Annotated in this window: 25 protein-coding genes and 1 tRNA gene; 17 read left to right on the top strand and 9 right to left on the bottom strand. The window is 35.6% G+C overall.

Features of this window, described 5'->3' with window-relative positions; translation table 11 throughout:
- Positions 1-9: 9 nt before the first annotated feature.
- Positions 10-495: a GNAT family N-acetyltransferase gene (locus tag LNQ34_RS03100; protein WP_202701053.1), complete on the top strand. Its 486-nt coding sequence runs from the start codon at positions 10-12 to the stop codon at positions 493-495.
- An 85-nt stretch (positions 496-580) separates the two neighbouring features.
- Entirely contained in the window at positions 581-1435 is an 855-nt protein-coding gene (gene prmC / locus LNQ34_RS03095) for a peptide chain release factor N(5)-glutamine methyltransferase (protein ID WP_229998633.1), read from the top strand.
- A 194-nt stretch (positions 1436-1629) separates the two neighbouring features.
- Here prmC and LNQ34_RS03090 read toward each other — a convergent pair whose 3' ends face one another.
- Positions 1630-2874: an ABC transporter permease gene (locus LNQ34_RS03090; protein WP_202701058.1), complete on the bottom strand. Its 1245-nt coding sequence runs from the start codon at positions 2872-2874 to the stop codon at positions 1630-1632.
- 351 nt (positions 2875-3225) lie between these two features.
- Between LNQ34_RS03090 and LNQ34_RS03085 the strand changes: the two genes are divergently transcribed.
- The 14 genes from LNQ34_RS03085 (at position 3226) to LNQ34_RS03020 (ending at position 16292) form a co-directional block, all read left to right on the top strand.
- Positions 3226-3945 carry a helix-turn-helix transcriptional regulator gene (locus tag LNQ34_RS03085; RefSeq protein WP_202701060.1) on the top strand — a complete coding sequence of 240 codons (720 nt, stop codon included), beginning with the start codon at positions 3226-3228 and terminating at the stop codon, positions 3943-3945.
- A gap of 49 nt (positions 3946-3994) precedes the next feature.
- Positions 3995-4543, top strand: coding sequence for a GyrI-like domain-containing protein (locus tag LNQ34_RS03080; protein WP_229998632.1), 549 nt, complete (start codon positions 3995-3997; stop codon positions 4541-4543).
- Positions 4544-4729: 186 nt separating this feature from the next.
- A complete protein-coding gene (hisS, locus tag LNQ34_RS03075; protein WP_229998631.1) occupies positions 4730-6157 on the top strand; it encodes a histidine--tRNA ligase in 1428 nt (475 codons plus the stop codon).
- Positions 6158-6887: 730 nt separating this feature from the next.
- A tRNA-Trp gene (locus LNQ34_RS03070) sits at positions 6888-6958 on the top strand.
- A gap of 469 nt (positions 6959-7427) precedes the next feature.
- Entirely contained in the window at positions 7428-8006 is a 579-nt protein-coding gene (locus tag LNQ34_RS03065) for a nucleotide exchange factor GrpE (RefSeq protein ID WP_017495096.1), read from the top strand.
- A gap of 108 nt (positions 8007-8114) precedes the next feature.
- Complete coding sequence (gene dnaJ, locus LNQ34_RS03060; RefSeq protein ID WP_229998630.1) at positions 8115-9227, top strand: molecular chaperone DnaJ; 1113 nt, start codon at positions 8115-8117, stop codon at positions 9225-9227.
- A 169-nt stretch (positions 9228-9396) separates the two neighbouring features.
- Positions 9397-10317, top strand: a complete 921-nt coding sequence (locus tag LNQ34_RS03055; protein ID WP_202701068.1) for an ABC transporter ATP-binding protein — start codon at positions 9397-9399, stop codon at positions 10315-10317.
- Positions 10318-10419: 102 nt separating this feature from the next.
- Positions 10420-11736, top strand: coding sequence for an ABC transporter permease (locus LNQ34_RS03050; RefSeq protein WP_229998629.1), 1317 nt, complete (start codon positions 10420-10422; stop codon positions 11734-11736).
- A 108-nt stretch (positions 11737-11844) separates the two neighbouring features.
- Complete coding sequence (locus tag LNQ34_RS03045) at positions 11845-13008, top strand: sigma-54-dependent transcriptional regulator (protein ID WP_202701071.1); 1164 nt, start codon at positions 11845-11847, stop codon at positions 13006-13008.
- A 103-nt stretch (positions 13009-13111) separates the two neighbouring features.
- Entirely contained in the window at positions 13112-13774 is a 663-nt protein-coding gene (locus tag LNQ34_RS03040) for a DEAD/DEAH box helicase (RefSeq protein WP_229998628.1), read from the top strand.
- Between the two features lie 59 nt (positions 13775-13833).
- A complete protein-coding gene (locus LNQ34_RS03035; protein ID WP_229998627.1) occupies positions 13834-14613 on the top strand; it encodes an alpha/beta hydrolase in 780 nt (259 codons plus the stop codon).
- A 31-nt stretch (positions 14614-14644) separates the two neighbouring features.
- Positions 14645-14866 (top strand): putative signal transducing protein, encoded by a 222-nt coding sequence (locus tag LNQ34_RS03030; RefSeq protein ID WP_017495103.1) that lies wholly within the window; start codon positions 14645-14647, stop codon positions 14864-14866.
- An 89-nt stretch (positions 14867-14955) separates the two neighbouring features.
- Positions 14956-15759, top strand: a complete 804-nt coding sequence (locus LNQ34_RS03025; RefSeq protein ID WP_229998626.1) for a Cof-type HAD-IIB family hydrolase — start codon at positions 14956-14958, stop codon at positions 15757-15759.
- Between the two features lie 5 nt (positions 15760-15764).
- Positions 15765-16292, top strand: coding sequence for a GNAT family N-acetyltransferase (locus LNQ34_RS03020; RefSeq protein ID WP_229998625.1), 528 nt, complete (start codon positions 15765-15767; stop codon positions 16290-16292).
- Positions 16293-16405: 113 nt separating this feature from the next.
- On the opposite strand, the gene LNQ34_RS03015 is transcribed toward LNQ34_RS03020, so the two are convergent.
- Positions 16406-16921 carry a hypothetical protein gene (locus LNQ34_RS03015; RefSeq protein WP_026109828.1) on the bottom strand — a complete coding sequence of 172 codons (516 nt, stop codon included), beginning with the start codon at positions 16919-16921 and terminating at the stop codon, positions 16406-16408.
- 501 nt (positions 16922-17422) lie between these two features.
- On the opposite strand from LNQ34_RS03015, the gene mtaB reads away from it, so the two are divergent.
- Positions 17423-18757 carry a tRNA (N(6)-L-threonylcarbamoyladenosine(37)-C(2))-methylthiotransferase MtaB gene (gene mtaB / locus LNQ34_RS03010; RefSeq protein WP_202701077.1) on the top strand — a complete coding sequence of 445 codons (1335 nt, stop codon included), beginning with the start codon at positions 17423-17425 and terminating at the stop codon, positions 18755-18757.
- 181 nt (positions 18758-18938) lie between these two features.
- On the opposite strand, the gene LNQ34_RS03005 is transcribed toward mtaB, so the two are convergent.
- The 7 genes from LNQ34_RS03005 to LNQ34_RS02975 all read right to left on the bottom strand — a co-directional run bounded on the left by LNQ34_RS03005 (position 18939) and on the right by LNQ34_RS02975 (position 25143).
- Complete coding sequence (locus LNQ34_RS03005) at positions 18939-19448, bottom strand: hypothetical protein (protein WP_202701078.1); 510 nt, start codon at positions 19446-19448, stop codon at positions 18939-18941.
- 92 nt (positions 19449-19540) lie between these two features.
- Positions 19541-20257, bottom strand: a complete 717-nt coding sequence (locus tag LNQ34_RS03000; RefSeq protein WP_202701079.1) for a 3-ketoacyl-ACP reductase — start codon at positions 20255-20257, stop codon at positions 19541-19543.
- 111 nt (positions 20258-20368) lie between these two features.
- Entirely contained in the window at positions 20369-20956 is a 588-nt protein-coding gene (locus LNQ34_RS02995; protein WP_202701080.1) for an LURP-one-related family protein, read from the bottom strand.
- Positions 20957-21087: 131 nt separating this feature from the next.
- Positions 21088-21408, bottom strand: coding sequence for a hypothetical protein (locus LNQ34_RS02990; RefSeq protein ID WP_229998624.1), 321 nt, complete (start codon positions 21406-21408; stop codon positions 21088-21090).
- Between the two features lie 8 nt (positions 21409-21416).
- The gene (locus LNQ34_RS02985) at positions 21417-23582 is read right to left on the bottom strand and encodes a VWA domain-containing protein (RefSeq protein WP_229998623.1); all 2166 of its coding nucleotides are present in this window, start codon (positions 23580-23582) and stop codon (positions 21417-21419) included.
- Positions 23583-23674: 92 nt separating this feature from the next.
- Positions 23675-24640 (bottom strand): hypothetical protein, encoded by a 966-nt coding sequence (locus tag LNQ34_RS02980; protein WP_229998622.1) that lies wholly within the window; start codon positions 24638-24640, stop codon positions 23675-23677.
- A gap of 2 nt (positions 24641-24642) precedes the next feature.
- On the bottom strand, positions 24643-25143 hold the full coding sequence (locus LNQ34_RS02975) for an RNA polymerase sigma factor (RefSeq protein ID WP_202701084.1): 501 nt from the start codon (positions 25141-25143) through the stop codon (positions 24643-24645).
- Positions 25144-25316: the final 173 nt, after the last annotated feature.

The raw sequence follows: 25316 nt of genomic DNA, 5'->3' as shown, positions 1-25316 counted from the left end.
TGATAAAATATGGAAAATTGGACTATTAGAACTATTAAGAAAGAAGACAATCAGGCAGTTGCATATTTAATACGATCCGTTTTTGATGAAATGGAAATCCCTAAAGTAGGGACTGCTTATGAAGATCCGTATTTAGATTTAATGTTTGAAGAATACAATAAGCCGAAATCAGTTTATTATGTGGTTGAAAAGGAAGGTGAAATTATAGGCTGCTGTGGCGTTGCCCCTTTAGAAAATGGTTCTCCGGAGATTTGTGAGTTGCAGAAAATGTACTTCTTGCCAAAAAGCAGGGGCTTAGGAATTGGAAGTGAGATGATGGAGAAGTGTCTGGAGCAGGCGAAAATTTTTGGTTTTGAAAAATGTTATATAGAGACAATGCCTTTCATGCATGCCGCGCAAAAATTATATGTAAAATCAGGTTTTGAATATTTAGAAGCTCCTATGGGTAATACAGGTCACGGTTCCTGCCCCGTTTGGATGTTGAAAAAATTATAAGAAAATAGTGTAGTAAATTTGCGTTACAATACTTATCTTGTAATACAGTTGCCCTTGACTGAAAAATAATGCTCAAATACCCAAAATGAAAATCAAACAATATCGGACTCAGTTCATTAAAGATTTATCGCCTTTTTACGACGCGTATGAAGCGGAGAGTTTTTTTTATTTAATTCTTGAAGATAAGCATCAATTGCGACAAATTGATTTGGCATTGAATCATGAATTGGCTTTTTCAGAAGGTGATTTTCTGATTTGGGATTTTTTAGTGCTGCAATTAAAAAAAGAAATTCCAATTCAGTATTTATTAGGTAAAACTCATTTTTACGGTTTAGATTTCGAAGTCAATGAAAATGTTCTGATTCCCCGTCCCGAAACAGAAGAACTGGTAGAATGGATTATAAATGATAATTCAGGAGGGACTAAATCAAAAAAAATCAAGATTCTTGATATTGGAACCGGCAGTGGCTGCATTGCAATTTCTTTGGCAAAAAACCTTCCTGATGCAGAAGTGTATGCCATTGACGTTTCTAAAAAAGCAATAGCAACAGCTAAAAGAAATGCAGTCCGGAATAAAGTTGAAGTTACTTTTATGCTTCAGGATATTTTAGAGACAGAAGAATTGAAGTACAACTTTGATGTCATTGTTTCAAATCCGCCTTATGTGCGGAATTTAGAAAAAGAAGAGATTAAAAAAAATGTATTGGACTATGAGCCGCATCTTGCTCTTTTTGTAGACGATAACGATGCTTTGATTTTTTACAAAAAAATTGCCGAACTGGCCAGGGAAAATCTTTTACAAAACGGACAATTGTATTTCGAAATCAATCAGTATCTGGGGAAAGAGATGATTGATTTATTAGAAAAGATGAATTTCAAAAATATTGAACTGAAAAAAGATATTTACGATAATGATCGTATGATTAAGGGAGCTGTTTGAGTTTGCTGTCGCAGTCTCGGTTTTTAGTCTCAGTTTATAGTCTCAGTTTTCAGTCATAACTAATTGCAAACTGAGACTGTAAACTGAGACTATAAACTGAGACTATAAACTGAGACTATAAACTGAGACTGTAAACTGAGACTGTAAACTGAGACTGTAAACTGAGACTATAAACTGAGACTGAAAACTAGAAATTATTCATATCGTAATGCCTCAATCGGATCCAGTTGTGATGCTTTTATAGCCGGATATAAACCTGAAACTATAGCAACCATAAAACTGGTAGCAAAAGCAGCAAAGATAGCCACCCACGGAATTACAAAAGCAAAGTTCATTGCGGCTGCAAAGGCAAATCCGACAAGAATTCCCAATACAATTCCAACCAAACCGCCTATTTGACCAATTAATAAGGTTTCGATAAAAAACTGTACTGAAATCGTTACTTTGGTAGCTCCCAGGGCTTTTCGTACGCCAATTTCACGGGTTCGTTCTGTAACCGAAACAATCATAATGTTCATTAAAGCAATGGATGACCCCAGGATCGTAATGATACTAATAATCCAGGAGGCCCATCCCAGATATTTGGTGATTCCCAGAATTCGGTTAATTAAATCGTCACTTCTTCCAATTCCGAAATTGTTGTCGCGAACAGGGCTTAATTTACGAACCCTGCGCATCGTACTTGTAGCATTGTCTACAGCTTCGTCCAAAAGTTCTTTTTTTGAAACCATCACACTAATGGTGTAATTGATTTTTGGGGTAGTAAACAAAGATCGCGCGACCTGAATTGGAACTAAAACACGTAAATCCTGACTGTTTCCGAAGGTTGAGCCTTTTTCTTTTAAAACACCGATTACTTTAAATCGGGCTCCACGAATAGAGATAATTTTATCAATTGGGTTAACGTCTTTTAGTAGGCCTTTTTCAAAATCAGAACCGACAACACACGAGTAAGTATTGTTTTCAATGTCGAATTGGTTGAAAGAACGGCCTAAAGTAGTTTCCAGACCTGAATTAGAGATAAAATGTTCGTCGACACCAACAATCGTAATTTCCGGATCGGTTTTTTGGTCTAAATATTTTACTTCCGCTTTTGAGGTAGCGGTAAATGATAGAGAGGTTTCGGTAAAAGGATATTTGTATTTGTTTTTGAAGGCTACCGCCTCTGGGTACGAAATAATCGGATTGACGATTTCGCGTTCGTTTCCTCCTCTGTTTTTAAGGTTGTTTTCGTATTGATTGATGTTAAAGGTGTTGGCACCCATTGATGCAAAATTGGTCGAAACCGTATTTTCAAGTGCCGTAACGACCGTCAGGATTCCCACCAAAGCGGTAATTCCGATAGCAATAATTAAAACAGTAAGAATCGTACGTAGCAATTGAGTTTTGATAGAACCAAAAGCAATTCGGATATTTTCTTTAAATAATTTTAGCATCATGATCTATTTGTCACGAAAATACGTTTTTTGTTACAAGTTTGTTTTCGAAGTGGTATTATTTATTTTAAAGTTTTTAAGGGAAAGTAGTATTACTCCAATACATTAAAAGTCATTGTCTTTAGTTAATAGTTTTGGTTTGATCGCAATGTCTTATCTTTATTTGTTAAAATGGAATTCTGAAGGTTTGTGACCTTTCTTTATGATGAAGATAGTATTTCTTGCTTCGGGGTTATTTAGATACACTAGATTAAAGAATCCTTTTTTCGTTATTATTGAAATTTTCAGATACCGGGATGTTTTAACTTTTTAAAATAAAAAAACAAGTAATAAAAAATCAACAGCTTAATCCATATGAATGATAGTGATCTGAAGAGGCTTTCACGTCTTACAGCAATCCTGATAATATTACAGACTAAAAGACTTTTGACGGCCAGTGAATTGGCTGAAAAATTTTTAATTAGTAAAAGAACAATTTATAGAGATATCAAAGCTTTGGAACAAGCAGGAGTTCCTATTTTGACAGAAGAGGGAAAAGGCTATACGTTAATGGATGGTTATAGGATTCCGCCCGTAATGTTCTCCGAAAGCGAAGCCAACGCTTTGATTACTGCTGAGCAGTTAGTTCTGAAAAATAAAGATGCTTCGTTTGTAAAAGAATACACAGCAGCCATTAGCAAGATAAAATCGGTACTTCGAAACAATACAAAAGACAAAGCCAATCTGCTTTCAAATCGTATTGTTTCTGGGCAGAATAATAACAATGACCGGACAAGTAATAATTTGTCTGCTCTTCAATTGGCATTGACAAACTTTAATCTTGTTCGTATCAACTATTTTTCACCGGATAATAATCAAACAACCAATCGTACAATAGAGCCCTTCGCTATGTATACTTTTGAGGAGAATTGGTTGTTAATTGCATTTTGCAGATTAAGGAAGGATTACAGAGCTTTTCGTTTAGACCGTATTGCAGGTTTGACGGTGGAGGATGAAGTATTTGAGCCGCATAAAATTACTTTTGAAGAATATTTTGATCGCACCAGGAAAAAATGTCTTCCACCCTTGCCATAACGTTGTCGCAGGTGTCTTTTAATTTTGCTGTGAATCAAAATAAAAAAAAATGATAACAATTAAAATTCGTAGTGTAATGTTACTTGCAGTTACACTTTTATCCTTCACAGCTCAATCACAAAAACAATCAAAAACGATGGACAATCCGACTATTCAGAAATTTTACGTAATTGGCATAGCAACTAGAACTATAAATGAAAAAGGAAAGTCTGCCGTAGACATAGAAGCGTTATGGACAAGATTTTGGGGTGAGGAAATTCAAAAACAAATACCAAATAAAATCAGTAATGATATTTATGCTGTTTACAGGGATTACGAAACAGATTTTAATGGGGCGTATACGCTAATTATAGGCTCCCGCGTAAGTACATTAGAAAATGTTCCCAAGGGTTTTGTGGGCATAACAGTTGAAACCGATGTTTACCAAAAATACCTTTCAAAAGGTAAAATGCCCGAAGCTGTTTTTAATACGTGGCTTGAAATATGGCAGGATAAAAGTTTGAATAGGGCTTACAAGTCAGACTTTACTATTCATGGGGAAAAGTATTATGATGGAAATAATGCTGAGGTCGAAACATATATTTCAATACTACATTAGCTATTTTTAATCTTTGATGGATTTTTACTGAAAATTTATTTTAAAAAATAAGATATTTGCAGTCGTTCAGAATCTGAGAATAAGAAGTTCTGAAAATACAGTAATTCATACGAAGATTTTTAAATTTTAAGATTCAAAAAAAATCTAATAATCTAAAGATCCAAAAATCTAATAATCTAAAAAAAAATGGCTTCAAAACCAAGCATACCACAAGGAACAAGAGATTTTTCACCAGCGGAGGTGTCAAAACGTCAATATATTATTCAGGTTATCAAACATAATTTTGAGAAATTTGGCTTTCAGCCGATTGAAACCCCTTCATTTGAAAATTCAGATACTTTGATGGGGAAGTATGGGGAAGAAGGAGATCGTTTGATTTTTAAAATATTAAATTCAGGAAATTTTTTCTACAATAAAAGCAAAATTGAACTGCCAAAATCTATCGAGCAGCTTCAGGCTGTTTCTGCTGATAAAATTACTATTGCAGAAAGAGTTGAACTAAATTCGTTTACAAAACAAATTTCTGAAAAAGCATTGCGTTATGATTTAACAGTTCCATTTGCAAGATATGTGGTGCAGCACCAGAATGAAATTGAGTTTCCGTTTAAAAGGTATCAGATTCAACCAGTTTGGAGAGCTGATCGTCCGCAAAAAGGGCGTTTTAGAGAGTTTTTCCAGTGTGATGCCGATGTGGTTGGTTCAAAATCGTTGTGGCAGGAAGTAGAACTGGTGCAATTATACGATACCGTTTTTACTGCATTAGGTTTAGAAGGGGTAACCATTAAAATCAACAACAGAAAAATTTTATCCGGAATTGCTGAGGTGATTGGTGCTTCTGATAAATTAATTGATTTTACGGTCGCTCTTGATAAACTGGATAAAATCGGTGAAGATGGTGTGAAAAAAGAAATGATCGAGAATGGTATTTCTGAAGAAGCATTGGTAAAAGTGCAGCCTCTTTTTAGTTTTACCGGAACTTTTGCAGATAAAATCAATCAGCTTTCCGATTTATTAACAGCGTCAGAAGAAGGAATGAAAGGTGTGGAGGAGCTTAAATTTATTTGTGACAATGTGGCAACTTTAGGATTGTCGACAGCTACTTTAGATTTAGATGTGACTCTTGCTCGTGGATTAAACTATTATACCGGAGCCATTTTCGAAGTAGCGGCCCCAAAATCAGTTTCGATGGGTTCTATCGGAGGTGGTGGAAGATACGACGATTTGACGGGTATTTTTGGTTTGAAAAACATGAGTGGTGTTGGGATTTCTTTCGGACTAGATCGTATTTATTTGGTTTTAGAAGAACTGCAGTTGTTTCCTGAAACTGTTTCGGCGACTTCAAAAGCATTGTTTATTAATTACGGAGATACAGAGGCTTTGTATGCATCACAGGCCATTCAGAAATTACGTCAGGAAAATATCAAAGTAGAGCTTTATCCGGATAACGTAAAAGTAGGAAAGCAGTTTCAGTATGCTGATAAAAGACTGATTCCTTTTGCCGTAATTGCGGGAGATCAGGAAATCGCTTCAAATTCGTATTCACTTAAAAATCTGGTAACAGGCGAGCAGATTACGGTAGATTTTGAAGGATTGAAAAATGCTTTGCTGGCTTAGGTTTTTATGCTGAAATACAATATTTTTTGCGCAGATTCAATCGAATTTGCGCATTTTTTTTGCTTAAACGAAATCTAAAAAAATAATAATTCGAGTATTCGTGGCAGAAAGAAGATAAGTCCGGTGTGATTTTTTTTCACGCAGATTCGGCAGATTTTTTGTTTTTACGTAAGCGTGTTAAGAACTAATTCGAGAATTTGTGGCAGAAAGAAGATAAGTCTGGTGTGGTTTTTTTTTCACACAGATTCGGCAGATTCGGCAGATTTTTTGTTTTTACGTAAGCTTGTTAAGAACTAATTCGAGAATTTGTGGCAGAAAGAAGATAAGTCTGGTGTGGTTTTTTTTACGCAGATTCGGCAGATTTTTTGTTTTTACGTAAGCGTGTTAAGAAATAATTCGAGAATTTGTGGCAGAAAGAAGATAAGTCTGGTGTGGTTTTTTTTCACGCAGATTCGGCAGATTAAGCAGATTTTTTGTTTTTACGTAAGCTTGTTAAGAGCTAATTCGAGAATTTGTGGCAGAAAGAAGATAAGTTTGAAATGATTTTGTTTCGTTCAGCTTTATTTTTAAATCCGATAGTAAATAGTCTGTTCAAAGAATGTTTTTTGTAATTCGTTGCAGAAGAAAAAGTTAGGTAAAGGGCTGTAGCGTTGCTGATTTTTTATTGAATTAAAAGCAGTGAAATAGTTGCCGGAAGAGAAAAAAAGCGTTTAATTTGCGACTTCAAAATACGGGCGTAGTTCAAGGGTAGAATAGCGGTCTCCAAAACCGTTGATGGGGGTTCGAATCCCTCCGCCCGTGCAATAATAATCTTGTTTCCTTTGTTAAAGATTATTGCTTTACTGACTTAGTACTTTTATGTCAGTTGGATAAGTTGGAGTGCTTTTTGTCTCTCGTAAATTCTGTAAATTTATTTTGGTTGAAAAGCTGCATTAGAAATAATTCGTGGTAAACAAACCGTGTACTACCTATAAATCATAAAAAAAAAGCTTCGTCTCATAAGGCGAAGCTTTTTTTAATATAAGGTAAACTTGAATTAATAATTATTTATAAAGCCGAGGCTAACCCTTAAATTCAATTTTGATAGGTAATAATTTAGTTTTCAATTGGATTTCAAATATACTATAATCTATATCGTGATAGTCTTAAAATTATACTAAATTTTAAAAGGTTGTTTTTGCTTTTTAAATGACTCAGTCTTAAGAAAGTGACAATTTGACATTTTGAAAGATTTGGCAGTACTTTTGCAATCCAAAAGAAAGAATAAAAAATGAAGTTTAAGAATATCTTTAAAAATAAAAGTAATATGACTACGGAAAATACAGAATTCGATCAGGAATTAGATGATGTAACGTTAGAGAACAACGCCAACGGTGAGCAGTTAATTGTTGAAGAATTAAGTGTTGAAGAGCAATTGGCTCAAGACTTGGCAAAAGAAAAAGATAAGTTTTTGAGACTATTTGCTGAATTCGAAAATTACAAAAAAAGAACTTCAAAAGAACGTATCGATTTGTTTAAAACTGCAAATCAAGATGTTTTATTGGCCATGTTGCCAGTTTTAGATGATTTTGACAGAGCTATAGTAGAGATCAATAAATCGGAAGATGAAACTTTGACAAAAGGAGTTGAATTGATTCATGAAAAATTAAAAAATACTTTAGTTTCTAAAGGTTTAGAGCAAGTTGAATTAAAAGCAGGTGATGCTTTTGATGCTGATTTTGCTGAGGCAATTACCCAAATTCCGGCTCCGTCTGAGAAATTAAAAGGGAAAATTGTTGATGTTATCGAAAAAGGGTACAAATTAGGAGACAAAATTATTCGTTTCCCTAAAGTTGTTATCGGGAACTAAGAAAAGCAAATGACATATTCTGAAAGTCAATTTTTAAAGTATTGGAATTCGGAATTTTAAATTTGGACACAAGCGCTAGCGAACTGGCGAAGCAATTTAACCTAAATTATGAAAAAAGATTTTTACGAAATACTAGGCATTTCAAAAAATGCTGACGCTGCTGAAATTAAAAAAGCTTATAGAAAAAGTGCATTAAAATATCATCCGGATAAAAACCCGGGCGACAAAGAGGCAGAAGAAAACTTTAAATTAGCGGCAGAAGCTTATGAAGTACTAAGCGATCCTAACAAAAAAGCGAAATACGATCAGTACGGACATCAGGCATTTGATGGTTCTGGTGGATTTGGCGGTGGTCATGGTGGTATGAATATGGATGACATTTTCAGCCAGTTTGGTGATATTTTTGGAGGTGGATTTGGTGGTTTCGGCGGAGGCGGAGGCGGTGGCCCTCGTCGTGCTAAAGGAAGCAATCTTCGAATTAAAGTTAAACTGACTTTAGAAGAGATTGCAAATGGTGTTGAGAAAAAAGTAAAAGTAAAACGTAAAGTTCAGGCTAAAGGAGTTACCTATAAAACATGTTCGACTTGTAACGGACAGGGACAGGTAATGCGTGTAACCAACACCATTTTAGGAAGAATGCAATCTGCGTCAACTTGTCCTACTTGTGGCGGATCTGGTCAGATTTTAGATAAACGTCCATCTGAAGCGGATGCTCAGGGAATGATTTTAGAAGACGAAACCGTTTCAATCAAAATTCCTGCGGGAGTGGTAGATGGTATGCAGTTAAAAGTTTCCAATAAAGGGAATGATGCCCCGGGAAATAGTATTCCTGGTGATTTAATTGTTGCTATTGAAGAATTAGAACACGAGTTTCTGAAACGTGAAGGTGAAAACATTCATTACGATTTATACATTAGTTTTCCGGAAGCCGTTTTAGGAGTTTCTAAAGACATCGAAGCGATTAATGGAAAAGTTCGTATCAAATTAGAAGAAGGAATTCAATCCGGAAAAATCTTAAGATTAAAAGGAAAAGGTATTCCAAGTATCAATGGTTACGGAAATGGAGACTTGTTAGTTCACGTAAATGTATGGACGCCAAAAACGTTGAACAAAGAGCAAAAACAATTTTTTGAAAATGCACTTAACGACGATCACTTTATTCCGAGCCCTGAAAAATCAGAAAAATCATTTTTTGAAAAGGTAAAAGATATGTTTTCGTAAATCGGACTTTTTCTAAAAGGAATCAACAATAAATTTAAGAAACCCATTCTATAGCAAACCGTAGAATGGGTTTTTTGTGTGAATAGTACAAGATTTCGATACTATTTATTTACTTTTACATCCATAATGCCGCAATGGTCAAACTGACGCAGAAAATCTTAATTATAGCATGAGCAACTTACTCGAAGTACATAAAGTCGTAAAACAATACGGTGATTATGTAGCGCTTAACGAAGTTTCATTAAATGTACCAAAAGGTAGTATTTATGGACTACTTGGTCCCAATGGAGCCGGAAAAACTTCCCTGATCCGAATTATAAATCAAATTACTTTACCTGACGGTGGTGAAGTGATTTTGGATGGAGAAAAATTACAGCCCAAACACATACAACATATTGGTTATCTTCCCGAAGAAAGAGGATTGTATACTTCAATGAAAGTTGGAGAACAATGTTTGTATCTGGCGCAAATGAAAGGACTTTCTAAAGCTGAGGCAAAATTACAATTGGAATATTGGTTCGATCGTCTTGGAATTCAGGGCTGGTGGAACAAGAAAATTCAGGAACTTTCTAAAGGAATGGCGCAAAAAATTCAGTTTGTAGTTTGCGTGCTGCACAAGCCTAAATTGCTGATTTTTGACGAGCCTTTCTCAGGATTTGATCCTGTGAATGCAAATATAATTAAAGATGAAATCTTAGCACTTAAAGAACAGGGAGCTACCATTATTTTCTCGACACACCGTATGGAAAGTGTAGAAGAACTCTGTGATCATATTGCCTTAATTCATAAATCAAATAAGCTTATTGAAGGAAAAGTAAGTGATGTAAAGCGTCAATTCCGAACCAATAGTTTTGAAGTGGGAATTTTAACGGACAATGTAGAAGGCCTGATGTATGACGTTACACAAAAATTCACCGTGTCGCCAGCAAGTTTTAAATCCTTAAATGACGATCTGAAACTGGATATTCAAATTGGAAACGCAGCGCCAAATGAGCTATTGCATTTGCTAACGCAACGCGGACAGGTTACCCATTTTGTAGAAAAAATACCAAGCATAAACGATATTTTTATTCAAACAGTAACGGGATAGATTGTTGGATTTTTAGATTTCAGGATTCGTAGAATGAATCAGGAGATCTAAAAAAAAAAAACTAATAATCTAAGAAGTCTAAAAATCTTATAATCTAAATAAATGAGTATAATTTCATTAATTATAAAAAGAGAGTTTATTGCAAAAGTGCGCAATAAGTCTTTTGTTGTCATGACCTTTTTGAGTCCGTTATTGTTTGTGGCAATCGCAGGATTCATTGGGTATCTGAGTTCGATGAAAGCAGAGACGAAAAGAATTGCCATTCATGACGAAACAGGTTTGTTTGCGCAGGATTTTCTAAAACAGAATAAGGATGAAGCCGAGTTTAAATATCTTAATTTGTCTGAAATTGATACAAAAGCCCTAAAAGACAGTATTACTAACGAAAGCTTTGACGGTTTAATTGTTATTCCAAAAACCGGTAATTTATCAGATTTAGAAAGTAAAATTGAGTTTATCTCGAATAACAGCCCCAGTATTTCTTTTATCGAAAAAACACAGGATGTAATCGCATCAAAAATTACCAAAATAAATCTTGAAACGGCAAAACTGGACACTTTGGCCATTCAAAAAGCACAGTCAGATGTGAATATTCATTTGGTAAAAGCATCCGGAGAAGAGAGTTTAAAAGGATTGAATGAGATAAAAATCGGAATAGGAGGTGCTTTTGGTTATCTGATTATGATGTTTATTATCATTTACGGTAATATGGTCATGCGAAGTGTGATCGAAGAAAAAACCAACCGAATCATCGAAATTATTATTTCGTCGGTAAAACCATTTCAGCTGATGATTGGTAAAATTGTGGGAACTTCACTTGCAGGATTGCTTCAATTTATGATTTGGGCAATTATAGGTTTGGGATTAATGTTTGCGGCATCGGCTTTTTTTGGAGTAAATGTTGGTCCAACAGCCAGAATATCACCGGAATTAATGCAGTCTGCCCAGCATGAAATGTCAGGAACAGCTCAAATGTATATTCGCGAATTATGGAATTTACCAATTGCCAGTATCCTAATTGGCTTTGTAATTTATTTCATTGGAGGGTATTTTTTATACAGTTCGTTTTACGCAGCTATCGGTGCTGCAGTGGACAACCAAACGGACTCACAGCAATTTCTTTTGCCGATTATTATGCCATTGATTTTGAGTGTCTATGTTGGTTTTTTTACGGTTGTAAATGATCCTCACGGAACCATTGCTGTGGTATTTTCGATGATTCCGTTAACGTCACCAATTGTCATGTTAATGCGACTTCCGTTTGGAGTGCCGTGGTGGCAAATTGCGATTTCGGTATCATTATTGTTTGCTACCTTTTTCCTTGTAGTATGGTTCGCTGCCAAAATTTACCGAATAGGGATTTTAATGTATGGTAAAAAACCAACCTGGAAAGAATTGTATAAATGGCTTAAATATTAATTTTTAAAGTTGCTAAGATACTAAGGTTCTGAGTTGCTAAGTTTTTTTAGCTTCTTAATAGAAAAACCTTAGAACCTTAGTGACTCAGAACCTTAGAACCTCAAAAGAATGAGTAAAATACTAATTATAGAAGACGAAGCATCCATCAGAAGAGTTTTGGTAAAAATTTTATCGGAAGAGAATGATACGTATCAGGTAGATGAAGCTGAAGATGGCGCGGCAGGTCTTGAGAAAATAAAAAGCAACGATTACGATTTGGTATTGTGCGATATCAAAATGCCAAAATTAGACGGAGTTGAAGTTCTGGAGGAAGTAAAAAAGATTAAGCCGGAAATTCCGATGGTTATGATCTCTGGTCATGGCGATATGGAAACCGCGATTCACACGATGCGTTTAGGAGCTTTTGATTATATTTCGAAGCCACCAGATTTGAATCGATTGCTGAACACTGTTCGTAATGCTTTAGATAAAAAACAACTCGTAGTAGAGAATAAGATTCTGAAGAAAAAGGTCAGTAAAAATTATGAGATGGTAGGGGAAAGCGAAGCGATCAGTCATATTAAAGTAATGATTGATAAAGTAGCCCAAACCGAAGCCAGAGTTTTGATTACAGGCCCAAATGGAACCGGAAAAGAGTTGGTAGCACATCAGTTACATGAAAAAAGCGAGCGCTCCAATTTTCCTTTGATAGAAGTAAACTGTGCGGCTATTCCAAGTGAACTGATCGAAAGCGAATTGTTTGGGCACGTAAAAGGAGCCTTTACATCGGCGGTGAAAGATCGTGCCGGAAAGTTTGAAGCGGCCGATAAGGGAACTATTTTTCTGGATGAAATTGGAGACATGAGTCTTTCGGCACAAGCCAAAGTATTACGTGCGCTACAAGAAAATATGATCACAAGAGTAGGGGCTGAAAAAGACATCAAAGTTGATGTGCGTGTGGTAGCAGCGACCAATAAAGACCTGAAAACTGAAATTGCAGAAGGTCGTTTCCGTGAGGATTTGTACCATCGTCTGGCAGTAATCTTAATTAAAGTGCCGCCATTGAATGAGAGACGTGATGATATTCCGGCATTGATTACTCATTTTACCGAGAAAATTGCATCAGAACAAGGCAATTCGGTAAAAGTGTTTTCGCCAAAAGCCATAAAACTATTGCAGGAATACGATTGGACAGGAAATATCCGTGAACTTCGAAATGTAGTGGAAAGATTAATCATTTTAGGAGGCAGTGAAATCTCGGAAACCGATGTAAAAATGTTTGCAAGCAAGTAAATGCTTCGCGCAATACGCTTTAAGCTTTAGGCTTTAAGCTTTTATAAAAACGAAATAAATTTTTGCTTACAGCGTACAGCTTAAAGCTTAAAGCATAAAAAAAATGAAACTGAAAAAAATAAACGAGAAGTTACAAGACGCTTTAATTGAGAATGGTCTAACGGAAGCAAATGCGTTGCAGCAGGAGACTTTTTCGACGATTAAAAGTGGGGCTGATTGTATCATCCTTTCTCCGGAAAAGAGCGGAAAATCGACAACAATTGTATTAAATGTCATTCAACAATTGGCAGGGAAAACGGAAGAATCGCCACGTGCTTTGATTATTGTTGAAGACAAAGTTAAAGTGTTGGAAATGGAAGCGCTTTTTGAAAAATACGGGAAGTATACTAATCTTGAAGTTTATGGCGTACACGACAAAGGCGATATGGATTATGATAAAAATTATGTTTCTACGGGAGTTGATGTTTTAATCGGGACACCAAATAAATTAAGTGATATGTTTACGACAGCGGGCTACAATGTAAACCGACTGAAAATGTTTATTCTGGATGATGCCGATCCGATTCTGAAATTACGTCATGAAACTAAAATCATGCGTATTTCAAACAGTATTGCGAAAGTACAGCGAATTATTTTTGCTGAAGAACTGACAGAGCGTATCGAAATCCTGGCCGACAAAATGTTAGTGGAGCCCTATTTATTTGATATGGAGGAAGAAGGAGAAGAGGAGCTTGATGAAGACGAAGATGATATCGAAGAGGAATAAATTTCTGAAATAATAAGTTTTGTATGGAGGTTTTCAAGACACTTAAATTTTTAATAATTGTGCTTTTAGGATTTTTTGTTACAATTTATGTTTTGATCGTTTCCTATATTTATTTCAATCAGAGTGAATTGGTTTTTAAAAGTGCTTCGCTTCCGAAAGATTATAAGTTTGATTATCAGCAAAAGTTTGAAGAATTAAATATTAAATCTTTTGATGATGTGAACTTAAATGGTTTGCTTTTTAAAACCGAAAATTCTAAAGGTTTAGTTTTTTATCTTCACGGAAATGCAGGAACATTAGATACTTGGGGGAAAATTGCCAAAGTCTACACTAATCTGGGACATGATATTTTTATTTTGGATTATAGAGGTTTTGGGAAAAGTGAAGGTGAAATAGAAGATGAAGATCAGTTAAATAAGGATGTTGCGGTAGTTTATAAGACATTGTGTAAAAGATATCCTGAGAATAAAATAATTATTGCGGGCTATTCTATTGGTTCGGGATTGGCAACAATTTTGGCTTCTGAGAATAAACCAAAAGCCTTATTGCTTCAATCGCCTTATTTTAGTTTTACTGAATTATCAAGCAGCAAAGTACCCTTTTTTCCAAATATTATGAAGAAGTTTCATTTCGAGACTTTCAGATATGTGACAAAAGTTAAAGCACCGATTTATATTTTTCATGGTATTGATGATGAATTAATTTCATGCGATAATTCTGTTCGGTTAAATAAATTATTAGATTTTAAAGGGCATTTTTGCGGATTAAAAAATCAAGGTCATATTGGGATGAATGAAAATGAAGTCTTTCAAGAAAAGTTAAGAAGAATATTAGAATAAAAAGAAAAAATAATAGTAAAAATAAAATGTCATGGGATTAATGAAAGTGTTTTCAGGGAGTGAAGTGTTAGCAATTGCTTTGAAAGAAAGATTAGAAGAAGCCGGGGTAGAAACGGTAAAAAAAGATAACATCCAGTCAGCTCGTATGGGAGGATATGGCGGATCTGATTTAGCAGTAGAAGTGTTTATTCAGGAAACTGATTTCGCCAAAGCAAATCCGGTTATTGAAGAATTTAGAATGAATATTCAATAGCGGTATCTTTTTGTAAGATGTAAAATGTGAGATGTGAAAAGTTTTAGTGTACAGAGACTGTACGCTGAGACTGCAAACTGAAAAAAAATATGCAATATAAAATGTTAGTGCTCGACATGGATGATACCTTGTTGACAGACGATCATAAAATTTCGGACCTTAATAAAAAAGTACTACTGGAAGCACAGTCAAAAGGCGTTTACGTTGTTTTGGCTTCGGGCAGACCGACATCGGCAATGACTGCTTATGCTAAGGAGTTAGAGCTGGATTTGAATGACTCGTATATAATTTCGTTTAATGGAGCGATCATTAGTACGGTTAAAGATGATGTTATCTTGTTCGAACAAAAATTAACCGTTGAACAAATCCATGAGCTGTATGACTACAGTGTAAAAAAGAAAACTCATATCATTACGTATCTGGATGGTGAAATTATAAGCGAAACCGATTCGGAATATATTGATGTTGAAAAAGAAATTACCGGATTACCACATAATAAAGTAGCTGGTTTTAAAGAAGCGGTTACAGAACCTGCGGTAAAATGTATTTTACTGGCGGAACCTTCTTATCTAAAAGAAGTAGAAGCTGACTTAAAAGCAGCAATGCCTCATCTGAGTGTTGCCATGTCAAAACCTTTCTTTCTGGAAGCAGCACAGAACGGAATCGATAAAGCGGCCAGTTTGAAACTTTTGGCAGAAAAACTAAACATTCATCAAAGCGAAATCATTGCGGTAGGAAATGCCGGAAATGACCTGACCATGATCGAATATGCAGGTTTAGGGGTCTGGGTCGATAACGTAACCCCGGAATTAAGAGACAGAGCAGATTTAATCGTAGCTTCAAATAATAATGATGGAGTTGCTGAGGTGGTGCAGCGCTATATTTTAAATTAATTTGTATGAAAGAACCAATTGAAACAGAACGACTAATTTTAAGAGAATTACTTCTTTCGGATGCTGACGGAATGTTTGAATTGGATTCGAATCCAAATGTGCATCTTTTCGTTGGAAAAAAGCCTGTAACAACTATTGAGGAAAGTGTTGCCCAAATCGAAAATATTCAGCAGCAATACAAAGATTTTGGAACGGGCCGCTGGGCAGTTGTGCTAAAAGAAACGAATGAGTTTTTAGGCTGGTCAGGTATAAAATTTATCACCTATGAAATTAATGGTCACCAAGATTTTTACGAAATAGGATATCGTTTCATCGAGAAACACTGGGGGAAAGGCTATGCTACTGAGGCGGGAAAAGCATTTGTTGATTATGCATTTAACAAGATGAAAGTCAAAGCTCTTTACGCTTATGCCGATGAAGGAAACGAGGTCTCAAGAAAAGCGTTGGAAAAATTAGGTTTTCGCTACGCGAATTCTTTTGAATATGAAGGAGAGCTGGAAGTTTGGTATGAATTGAAGCATTCAGACCTGTAAAGAGATAAAATGAAATGTGTTCCAAATCTTTGTAAACTCAAATTGCTTAAGATTTGCAAAGATTTGGAAAACAGTTCTTAGTTTTTTAATACTTAAGAAAGAGGTATTAAATATTATTTTTTAGCTACTGAAACAAAATATTTGTTTCCGTCACCCATTGTCAATTTTACACGTTCGTCGCAAAGATCGATAGCGAAGTTGGCGCTTTCGTAGCAAGTACAAGTTGTATTTTTGTCTTTAGACATTTCAGTTTTACAATTGTTGTTTTTAAAAGTTGACAATTGTGGAGTGTACAAGCTTACTAAATCAGTAGAAGCAGTTACTAACGAAATGATACTTGCTGAATTGTTGTTTGTAATTCTGTAAACGATTCTATCCGTGTAATTTACTTCGTTTACGGTTACTTTACGAATATAAGTGTAAGCCGTTGAGCCTTCACCTGGTTCTTTTACTTCAAATTTAAATCCAACCGCACGAATGGCAATATCAAATTGAGATTGAGAGTTTAAGCTCGCCCAGTTTGTCAATGTGCTGATAGATGGAAATGGATTAGCAGCCGGAGCAGTTTGTGCCTGAGCGCTAAAAAGGGTTAAGAACATCAAGCAGATTGTGGGTAAAAATGCTTTCATATGGAGTTTTAATTTTTAATTTTTGCCTACTCTTTATGGTTTTCGGCCTGCCCATTTTTATGATAACAAAACAACAACATAACGATGGGAAATCAAAATTGTTATGCGCTATTTATGATTTTGATGCTTTAGTTTTTGGTTCCTATTTTTTGACGAAGTGAAATTACTTCTAAAAATATTTCCAGCAAAGTTAAATGTAAGAAAATTTTAATTTAATATCTTAAAAAACGCACTTAATCGATGTTATTTGCGTTTAATCGATCCGTTTGTCGTTTTATTCTTATTGAATTGGGTTGCATTTTTTTTTAGTTCAATTTTTTTTCCTGACGATTTGGTTTGATTTACAGTTTTTTGAAACGAATTAAAATAGTAGGTTCTTGCAAAATATTGATATATAGTATATTATTGATTTTATTTTAAAGAATATTGTATGTAAATTTGCAAACTCTTCAAAAGAGATGTAAATATAATATCTTACTACTTAAAACGTAGTTTATTCCTATGGAAAATAGAAAAAAAGTTGCCTTTTATACGCTTGGTTGCAAACTGAATTTTTCAGAGACTTCAACTATTGCCCGAAATTTTAACGATGAAGGTTTTGATCGTGTTGATTTTGAGGAAATAGCCGATATCTATGTTATCAATACCTGTTCGGTTACAGAGAATGCTGATAAGCAGTTTAAGCAGGTGGTGAAAAAAGCAATGAAACTGAATGAGAAAGCTTTCGTAGCAGCTGTAGGTTGTTATGCCCAGTTGAAACCGGAGGAATTAGCAGCTGTTGATGGAGTTGATTTGGTTTTGGGAGCTACAGAAAAATTTAAAATTACGGATTATATTCATGACCTGAGCAAGAATGACATGGGCGAAGTACACTCTTGTGAAATTGCTGAGGCTGATTTTTATGTGGGAAGTTATTCTATTGGAGACCGTACCCGCGCTTTTTTGAAAGTTCAGGACGGCTGTGATTATAAATGTACCTATTGTACCATTCCGTTAGCGAGAGGAATTTCTAGAAGTGATGCTCTGGAAAATGTATTGCAAAATGCCAAAGAAATCTCTGCTCAGAACATCAAAGAAATTGTTTTAACGGGAGTTAATATTGGAGACTACGGTAAAGGGGAGTTCGGGAATAAAAAACACGAGCATACTTTTTTGGACTTAGTTCAGGCTCTGGATGAGGTTGACGGGATCGAGCGTTTGCGAATCTCCTCTATAGAACCTAATTTACTGAAGAATGAAACTATTGAGTTTGTCTCTAAAAGCCGAACTTTTGTGCCGCATTTTCATATTCCGTTACAATCCGGAAGCAATGATATTTTGAAATTGATGAAGCGCCGTTATTTGCGTGAAGTGTATACTGAACGAGTTCATAAAATTCGTGAAGTAATGCCACATGCCTGTATTGGTGTAGACGTGATTGTTGGTTTCCCGGGTGAAACCGACGAGCATTTTTTAGAAACCTATCATTTCCTTAACGAAATGGATATCTCTTATCTGCATGTCTTCACGTACTCCGAAAGAGACAATACAGAAGCGGCAAATATGCCGGGAATTGTTCCGGCAAATGTAAGAGCGAAACGCAGTAAAATGCTACGTGGATTATCCGTTAAAAAACGTCGTGCTTTTTATGAAAGTCAGTTAGGATCTAACAGAACCGTTTTGTTCGAAGGAGAAAATAAAGAAGGATATATTCATGGTTTTACAGAGAATTACGTAAAAGTAAAAACACCATGGAATCCTGAATTGGTCAATACCCTACAGGAAATAAACCTGACTAAGATTGACGAAGACGGAAGTGTTCGCCTGGAGTTCTTGAATAAGCTTACTGAGGCTTAAGTAAAAAGAAATAAAACATACATTTAGTATGTCATTTCGACGTGAGGAGAAATCACACTAGAAACTCGACAAAGATTGGCGAATTTAGGAACGGAATTATTGGTGTGATTTCTCCTCACGTCGAAATGACAATAAACAGAAAAGTCCTTTTATACAAAGGGCTTTTCTGTTTTTAAAATAATTACTTAGCATTCTCCGGAATTAGTAATTTCAACGAATTAATGTAATCGGTATCAAATTCAATTACCCTTATCTTTTGTGGATTAAAGCTTAATTCACCGCCAAACTGACCTTTTATGTCCAGGAAATCGATAGTAAGTTCCTCATCCGTCAATTCGATTAGTTTTCCCAAGTAAGCTGATTTTGCTGATTTTTTAGCAATCTGGAAAATACCGTATTTGTTAGTGATAAAATGGATGATCGAATTCAAATCGCGTATAGGAATGATATCTTCGGCATTTGTTTTCAGACCTTTTAAACGGATTACTTTTTCGGTAAATTCCAGATCCTGATCTCTGTGTATGGCTTCAATGTTTTTATTTTTCAATAGTACAAAACCATCCAGTATAAAATCTACCGGATTGTTTCGCAATAAAATCCAGTCATCCGAATAGTCAATAAGAAATCCGGTATAAAGTTCTTTCTTATCGGTAAATTCTATGGCAATTAATTGTCTTAAATAGTTTTCCATCGTTTAGTTTTTAGAAATTACAACATTTAAATTCCAAATTCCAGCTTGCAGCATTTGGAAGTTGGAATTTTTCAAAAGATTGGAATTTATTTTTAGGGATTAGTAGACCAGATACTGCTGTTTTTAATGAAAACGCGACGACTCAGTTTCAGTTGTGCAACAATCAGTTCGGCAATATCTTCGGGCTGCATTACTTTTTCAGGGTTTCCGTCTGTCAGATTTAAATCTTTAGCCATATCGGTAGCTACTGTACTTGGTGTTAAAGCAGTAACCCGAATATTGTGTTTTCTCATTTCCTGCATCAAAGAATCCGTTAGACCCAGAACAGCAAATTTTGAAGCACTGTAAGCGCTCGTAAGGGCGTTTCCGTTTAAACCTGCTGTAGATGAAATATTAATGATGTCACCTGTTTGTCTTTCGATCATATTTGGAATAACGGCGCGGGTGGTATAATAGGTTCCCATAAGGTTGACCTGAATGATTCTTTCCCAGGCGTTTGGTTCTAATTCCAGGAATTTCCCAAAAGCACCAATTCCGGCGTTGTTGATTAAAATATCGATACTTTTAAATTCGGCTAATGCTTTTTCTACAGCATTATTTATAGAATTAATATCAGAAACATCAGCAGCTAAAGCCAATGATTTTACACCTAAGTTATTAATTTCGATTGCCAGCTGGTCAACATCTGCTTGCGTTCTCGAAACTAAAATTACATTAACTCCCTCGTTGGCAAGTGCAAGTGCGATTGCTTTTCCTATTCCTTTTCCGGCTCCTGTAATTAGAGCATTTTTATTTTTTAAGTCTGTCATGATTGTCATATTAGAAATGCGAAAGCATCATTTGAGTACCACAAAAATAAGGCTTTTGCTTCCTAAAATGATGCTTTAGATGTTTTCTTAATCTAAGTTTAACAACTTTTTCTATTCTTTCAAAACCATATCGATACACATTACAGCTGCCAGAATTAACTGCCTTTGCGGACTGTCCTGTGCTACAGTTTCTTCAATTTGAAGAACATAATTATCGGCACTGGTGAAGAGTTCTTTCCCCATTCCTGCCCATTTTTTACTTACCTGAGCCAACTGCTTATTTTCGTGGGTAAATTTGAAATCCCATCCTGTCCATTTTCCCTGAAGTGTAGCAACCGGTTTTTCGTTTTTATCTAAAATTTCAAATCTGCCGCCAAAAGAAAAGAACTTTTGTTTAAAGGTTCCGATCAGTCTCTCTTTATCGTCAAAAACTTCAACATTCGATCTGAAAACGGCAATACCTCTTTTTACCGAAATTAGTTTTTCACCAGAAGCTGCTGCGATTTCAACATTAAAAGGTGTCATTCTTTTGTAATCGGTGAAACGCAACATTTTAGTGAAGAATCCCAGATTATTTTCTCTACAGTTTAAGATGATCTGATTGCTTTCCGGATTATAAATGTCATAGTTGTTTGATGCTTTAAACATGCCAACATGCTCTTTTACTAGAAATAAATTCTGATTTAAAATAGGGTTCATTAAATAATGTGTGAAAATGATTAGTAATAATATGATTGATCTCCTTCTGAAAGGGTTTCAAAAGGAGATCAAATGTAAAAATAATTTTGTTAATAAACCGCTGTTAAAAATGAAATCTGTGTTATCAAATTTCAGTTATTTTTCTTTGTTGTGATAATTATAGCACCATTTATTCCTTTATTTCCGTAGACTGAAGTTGCTTCAGTTTCCTTTAAAACTTTCATCTCTTTGATAGTATTTGGGCTCACTTTAGGAAAATCTTTAAAATTGATTATAACTCCATCAAGAATTACCAAAGGTGGATTAATAATAGTTTTTTTTGATGGGGCACATAGTATGATCTGACTATCGGCATTTACAGGTTTTGTATGGGATACATCTTTCTCCTGTGCATGTGTTACGAGACAGAGAAATATAGAAAAAGCCAATGAAGCAAGTTTTACATTTTTCATCGTAAAATTTAATCGAATTTTGCAGCCTCAATTAAACGGATAAATTCTGCTTTATATCCTTCAGTATCACTTGAAAGTCCCTGTTTGGCTAATTTCAGAATAGCATCCGGAGATTTATCCGAAATGAGTTTAGAATCTCTTAGTTTCAGACCGAACCAGGCCACTGAACTGCTGAATTTAAAATCATCTGAGGCTTTTTCCAATGCAACCGATTTGTTTTCGATTACCTGTACCAGTTCAATACTTTTATCACCGTCCGGTTTTTTATAACGGAATTTTATGGTAGCAAGTTCATTGCTGTAATTTGTTCCGGCTTCTTCTACTTTGGTATATTTCAAAGCATCAGGCTGCTGTGCTAAATAATCGCTTTTTACTCCGGCGGGAACAATTTCATAAAGAGCCGTAACGGTATGGTTGCTTCCAAGTTCTCCCGCATCAATAGCATCATTTTTAAAATCTTCCGGACGCAGTTTTCTGTTTTCATAACCGATTAAACGATAAGCCTGAACTTGTTTCGGATTAAATTCTATCTGAATTTTTACATCTTTAGCAATTGCAAACATGGAACCTTTAAATTCTTTTCCCAGAAAGCGATTAGCCTCCTGAATGTTGTCGATATAAGCATAATTTCCATTTCCTTTATCGGCTAAAGTTTCCATCTTACTGTCTTTGTAATTCCCCATTCCGTACCCCAGGCAGGTCAGGAAAACGCCCGTTTTTCTTTTGTTTTCAATTAGCTTTTCCATGTCGGCATTAGAAGTATCTCCGACATTAAAATCACCATCAGTAGCCAGAATCACTCTGTTGTTTCCGTTTTTGATAAAGTTTTCTGCAGCAATTTTATACGCCAGTTCAATTCCGGCTCCTCCCGCAGTGCTTCCTCCCGCATTTAATTTTTCAAGAGCATCAATAATGGTTTTCTTTTCGTCACCTGAAGTTGGAGGTAAAACCAGTCCTGCTGCACCGGCATAAACGACCATAGCAACTTTGTCTTTCGGGCGTAACTCATTTACCAGTATTTTTAATGATTGTTTCAGCAAAGGCAATTTATTCATGTCGCTCATCGATCCTGAAACATCAATTAAGAAAACTAAATTAGATGCAGGTAAATTTTCGGTTGGGATGTTTTTCCCCTGTAAACCAATTTTAAGCACTTTGTTTTTGGCATTCCATGGAGAATCACTTAGTTCAGTATTAATAGAAAACGGGTTTTGATCTTTTGGCTGTGGATAATTGTATTTAAAGAAGTTAACCATTTCTTCTACGCGAACGGCATCTTTCGGAACTGCTTGTCCGTTATTGATAAAACGTCTCACATTGGTATACGAAGCATTGTCAACATCGATAGAAAATGTGGAAAGAGGTGCTGTTTTTGGACTCTCGAAGGCATTTTCGACAAAAGTATTGTAATCTTCCTCATTAGGTTCTACCGGTTGCGGAACCCTTATTTTTTTCAGTTTGGCATTTAATTCTTTCTCCGTAAGGTTTTTGTAAATGCCGTTCTTTGTAGCAACAATAACAACTCCGTTTGAGGCTCTGTTCCCATAAAGTGAAGTAGCTTCTGCTTCTTTTATAACTTTTACTTCTTCCACATCATTTGGATTGATTTTTGAGAATTGATCAGATTTCACCGGAACACCATCGATTATATACAAAGGTTCATTTTTAGAAGAAATAGCTGCAGTCCCTCTTATAATGATGTTTTGATTAGGTGCAGGCTGAACATAATTACCCGTAATTGGTAATCCGGCAACTCTTCCCTGAAGCGTTGAGGTAATAGTCTTAGCAGCCATTTTCTTGTCACGACGACTGTAATTAGAGCTTTCGTAGTCGGCGTTTGAAGATCCATAGCCTACGACTACTACTTCTTTAAGCGATTCCTGATCAATACTCAGTTTAACATTAATCACATTTTTGTCATCCACAGTTTGAGTTTGAGAGTTGAATCCGATATAGCTGAATATCAAAATGTCGCCTTTTTGAGCTTTGATGGAATAATGACCATCAAAATCGGTTTGTGTTGTGTTTTTGGTATTTTTAATCACTATAGTTACTCCCGGAAGCGGTATGCTGGCCTTGTCGGTAACGATTCCTGTAATGATTTTCTCCTGTGCTGATGCTACGAAACATATAAGCATAGATAGGGCTAATGAAAGAAGTTTTACGTTTTTCATGGTAGTAATTTTTAGATGAATAATCGGGTTGATCGTAGTCTAGGCCTTAGGCTTAGGAATGATTTTTTGAAATTAAATTTGAGCTTTTACTGTTAGTTTTTTGCTGCGGGTTTTCCTTTTCGGGTAGTAATGATTACGACACCTTTTTTCCCTTTATCGCCATATTTAGAAGTGGCTTCGAGGTCCTGAAGAACAGTGATGGTCTTGATTTCCTGTTTGTTTAAAGGGGCATACGGACTGGTTGGATTATTGCCAAATAATTCGCTTTCGGAATAGTATATGCCGTCAATGATGTACAATGGCGCATCCAATACCACAAGAGAATCTACATTTTCGGGCTGTAAATTTGGAAGCTCTGCCTGCATCATTTTGTCTCTTTTTGTATCGTCATTGTGCGACATGGCATTTCCGTTTAAAACAATTAGCGGAGCACTTTTTTTAGCCATTTGTACAGGTTTTTCGGCATAAGCCATTTTGGCGGATTCTCTTCGCGCTGCTCCGGCATAACCATAGTTTTGAATGGCTTTATCTTTGGCAGCGTTGCTATCTGCCTCTTCTTCTTTAAAATATCCAGATGACGCAGCTACCGGAGGAATTATTTGATCTGCACCGGAAGCAGGACTGGCTTGTGTAACAATAGCATTGTTGGCTGCATACTGTATTTCCTGTACCGCTACTTTTTGCTGTTGTTTGATTTGCTGATCCAGGATTTTTACAGCTTCTGCTTTAGGTATTATTGGTGAATCTGAAGAAACAATTGCCTCTTTTTTCTCTAAAATGGGCTGTGTTGCTTTTTCTTCTTCGTTCACTACAACTTTAGGAGTCAGAGCAGGAACTGTTTTGTCAGACTTTAGAAATTGTGCTCCCAAAGAAAGGAGTAATAAAAGAGAAGCTGCGACCGCAATTTTTTTCCATAACGAAATGGTTTTTTTGTCTTCCTTTTTGTCCAGTTTATCTTCAAGGCGTGACCAGACTTTTTCCATTCCTGGAAAATCTTTAGATTCCGAGTGGTGTGCGGCCTCTTTAAATTTATCGAATATTTTATCTTGATTGTCCATGACTATTTTGCTTTTTGGTAATACAATTTATTTACTAATTCCTTTAATTTGGTTTTAGCGGCATTCAATTGTGATTTCGATGTGCCCTCAGAAATGTTTAGCATAGCGGCTATTTCTTTATGACCGAAACCTTCGATAACAAAAAGATTAAAAACCGTTTTACAACCGTCCGGAATATGGTTTAGTAAATTCAGCAAATCTTCTTCTTCCAATGCGTTCACTTCTTCGGTAAAAGGCTGTGAAAGCAATTTGACATCATCAAGGTACATATTGAAATTGGTGTTTTTCTTGATGGTTGCCAAACAATGGTTGACGGTAATTTTTCGTGCCCATGCTTCAAAAGCTAAAAGCTCCTTAAGCTGATCCAGCTTTGTAAATATGGTGTAGAAAGCGTCAGCCATAGCTTCTTCAATTTCTTCTTCCTTCTTAAGGTATCGTTTGCAAACGCGATACAGTTTTGGAGCCATATGCTCATAAACCTGACGCTGAGCATCACGGTTCATTTTTTTGCAGTTGGATATGAGAGTTTCGTTTATCACAATTGTTGTCTTTATACTAAAGAGGGCTTAGAAGGTAAAAAGGTTGGGAGAGCAATGAAAAAAAGTTCAAAAAAGGCATTTATTTTTTTAATTTGCATCCTGTTGAAGGACATTGCAGCACTTATAAAGTACCACAA

The organism is Flavobacterium lipolyticum (assembly GCF_020905335.1).
In the GTDB taxonomy this organism is placed as follows: Bacteria; Bacteroidota; Bacteroidia; order Flavobacteriales; family Flavobacteriaceae; genus Flavobacterium; species Flavobacterium lipolyticum.
The sequence above is the reverse complement of the archived record's forward strand: the minus strand, read 5'-3'. Positions and strand labels throughout refer to the sequence as shown.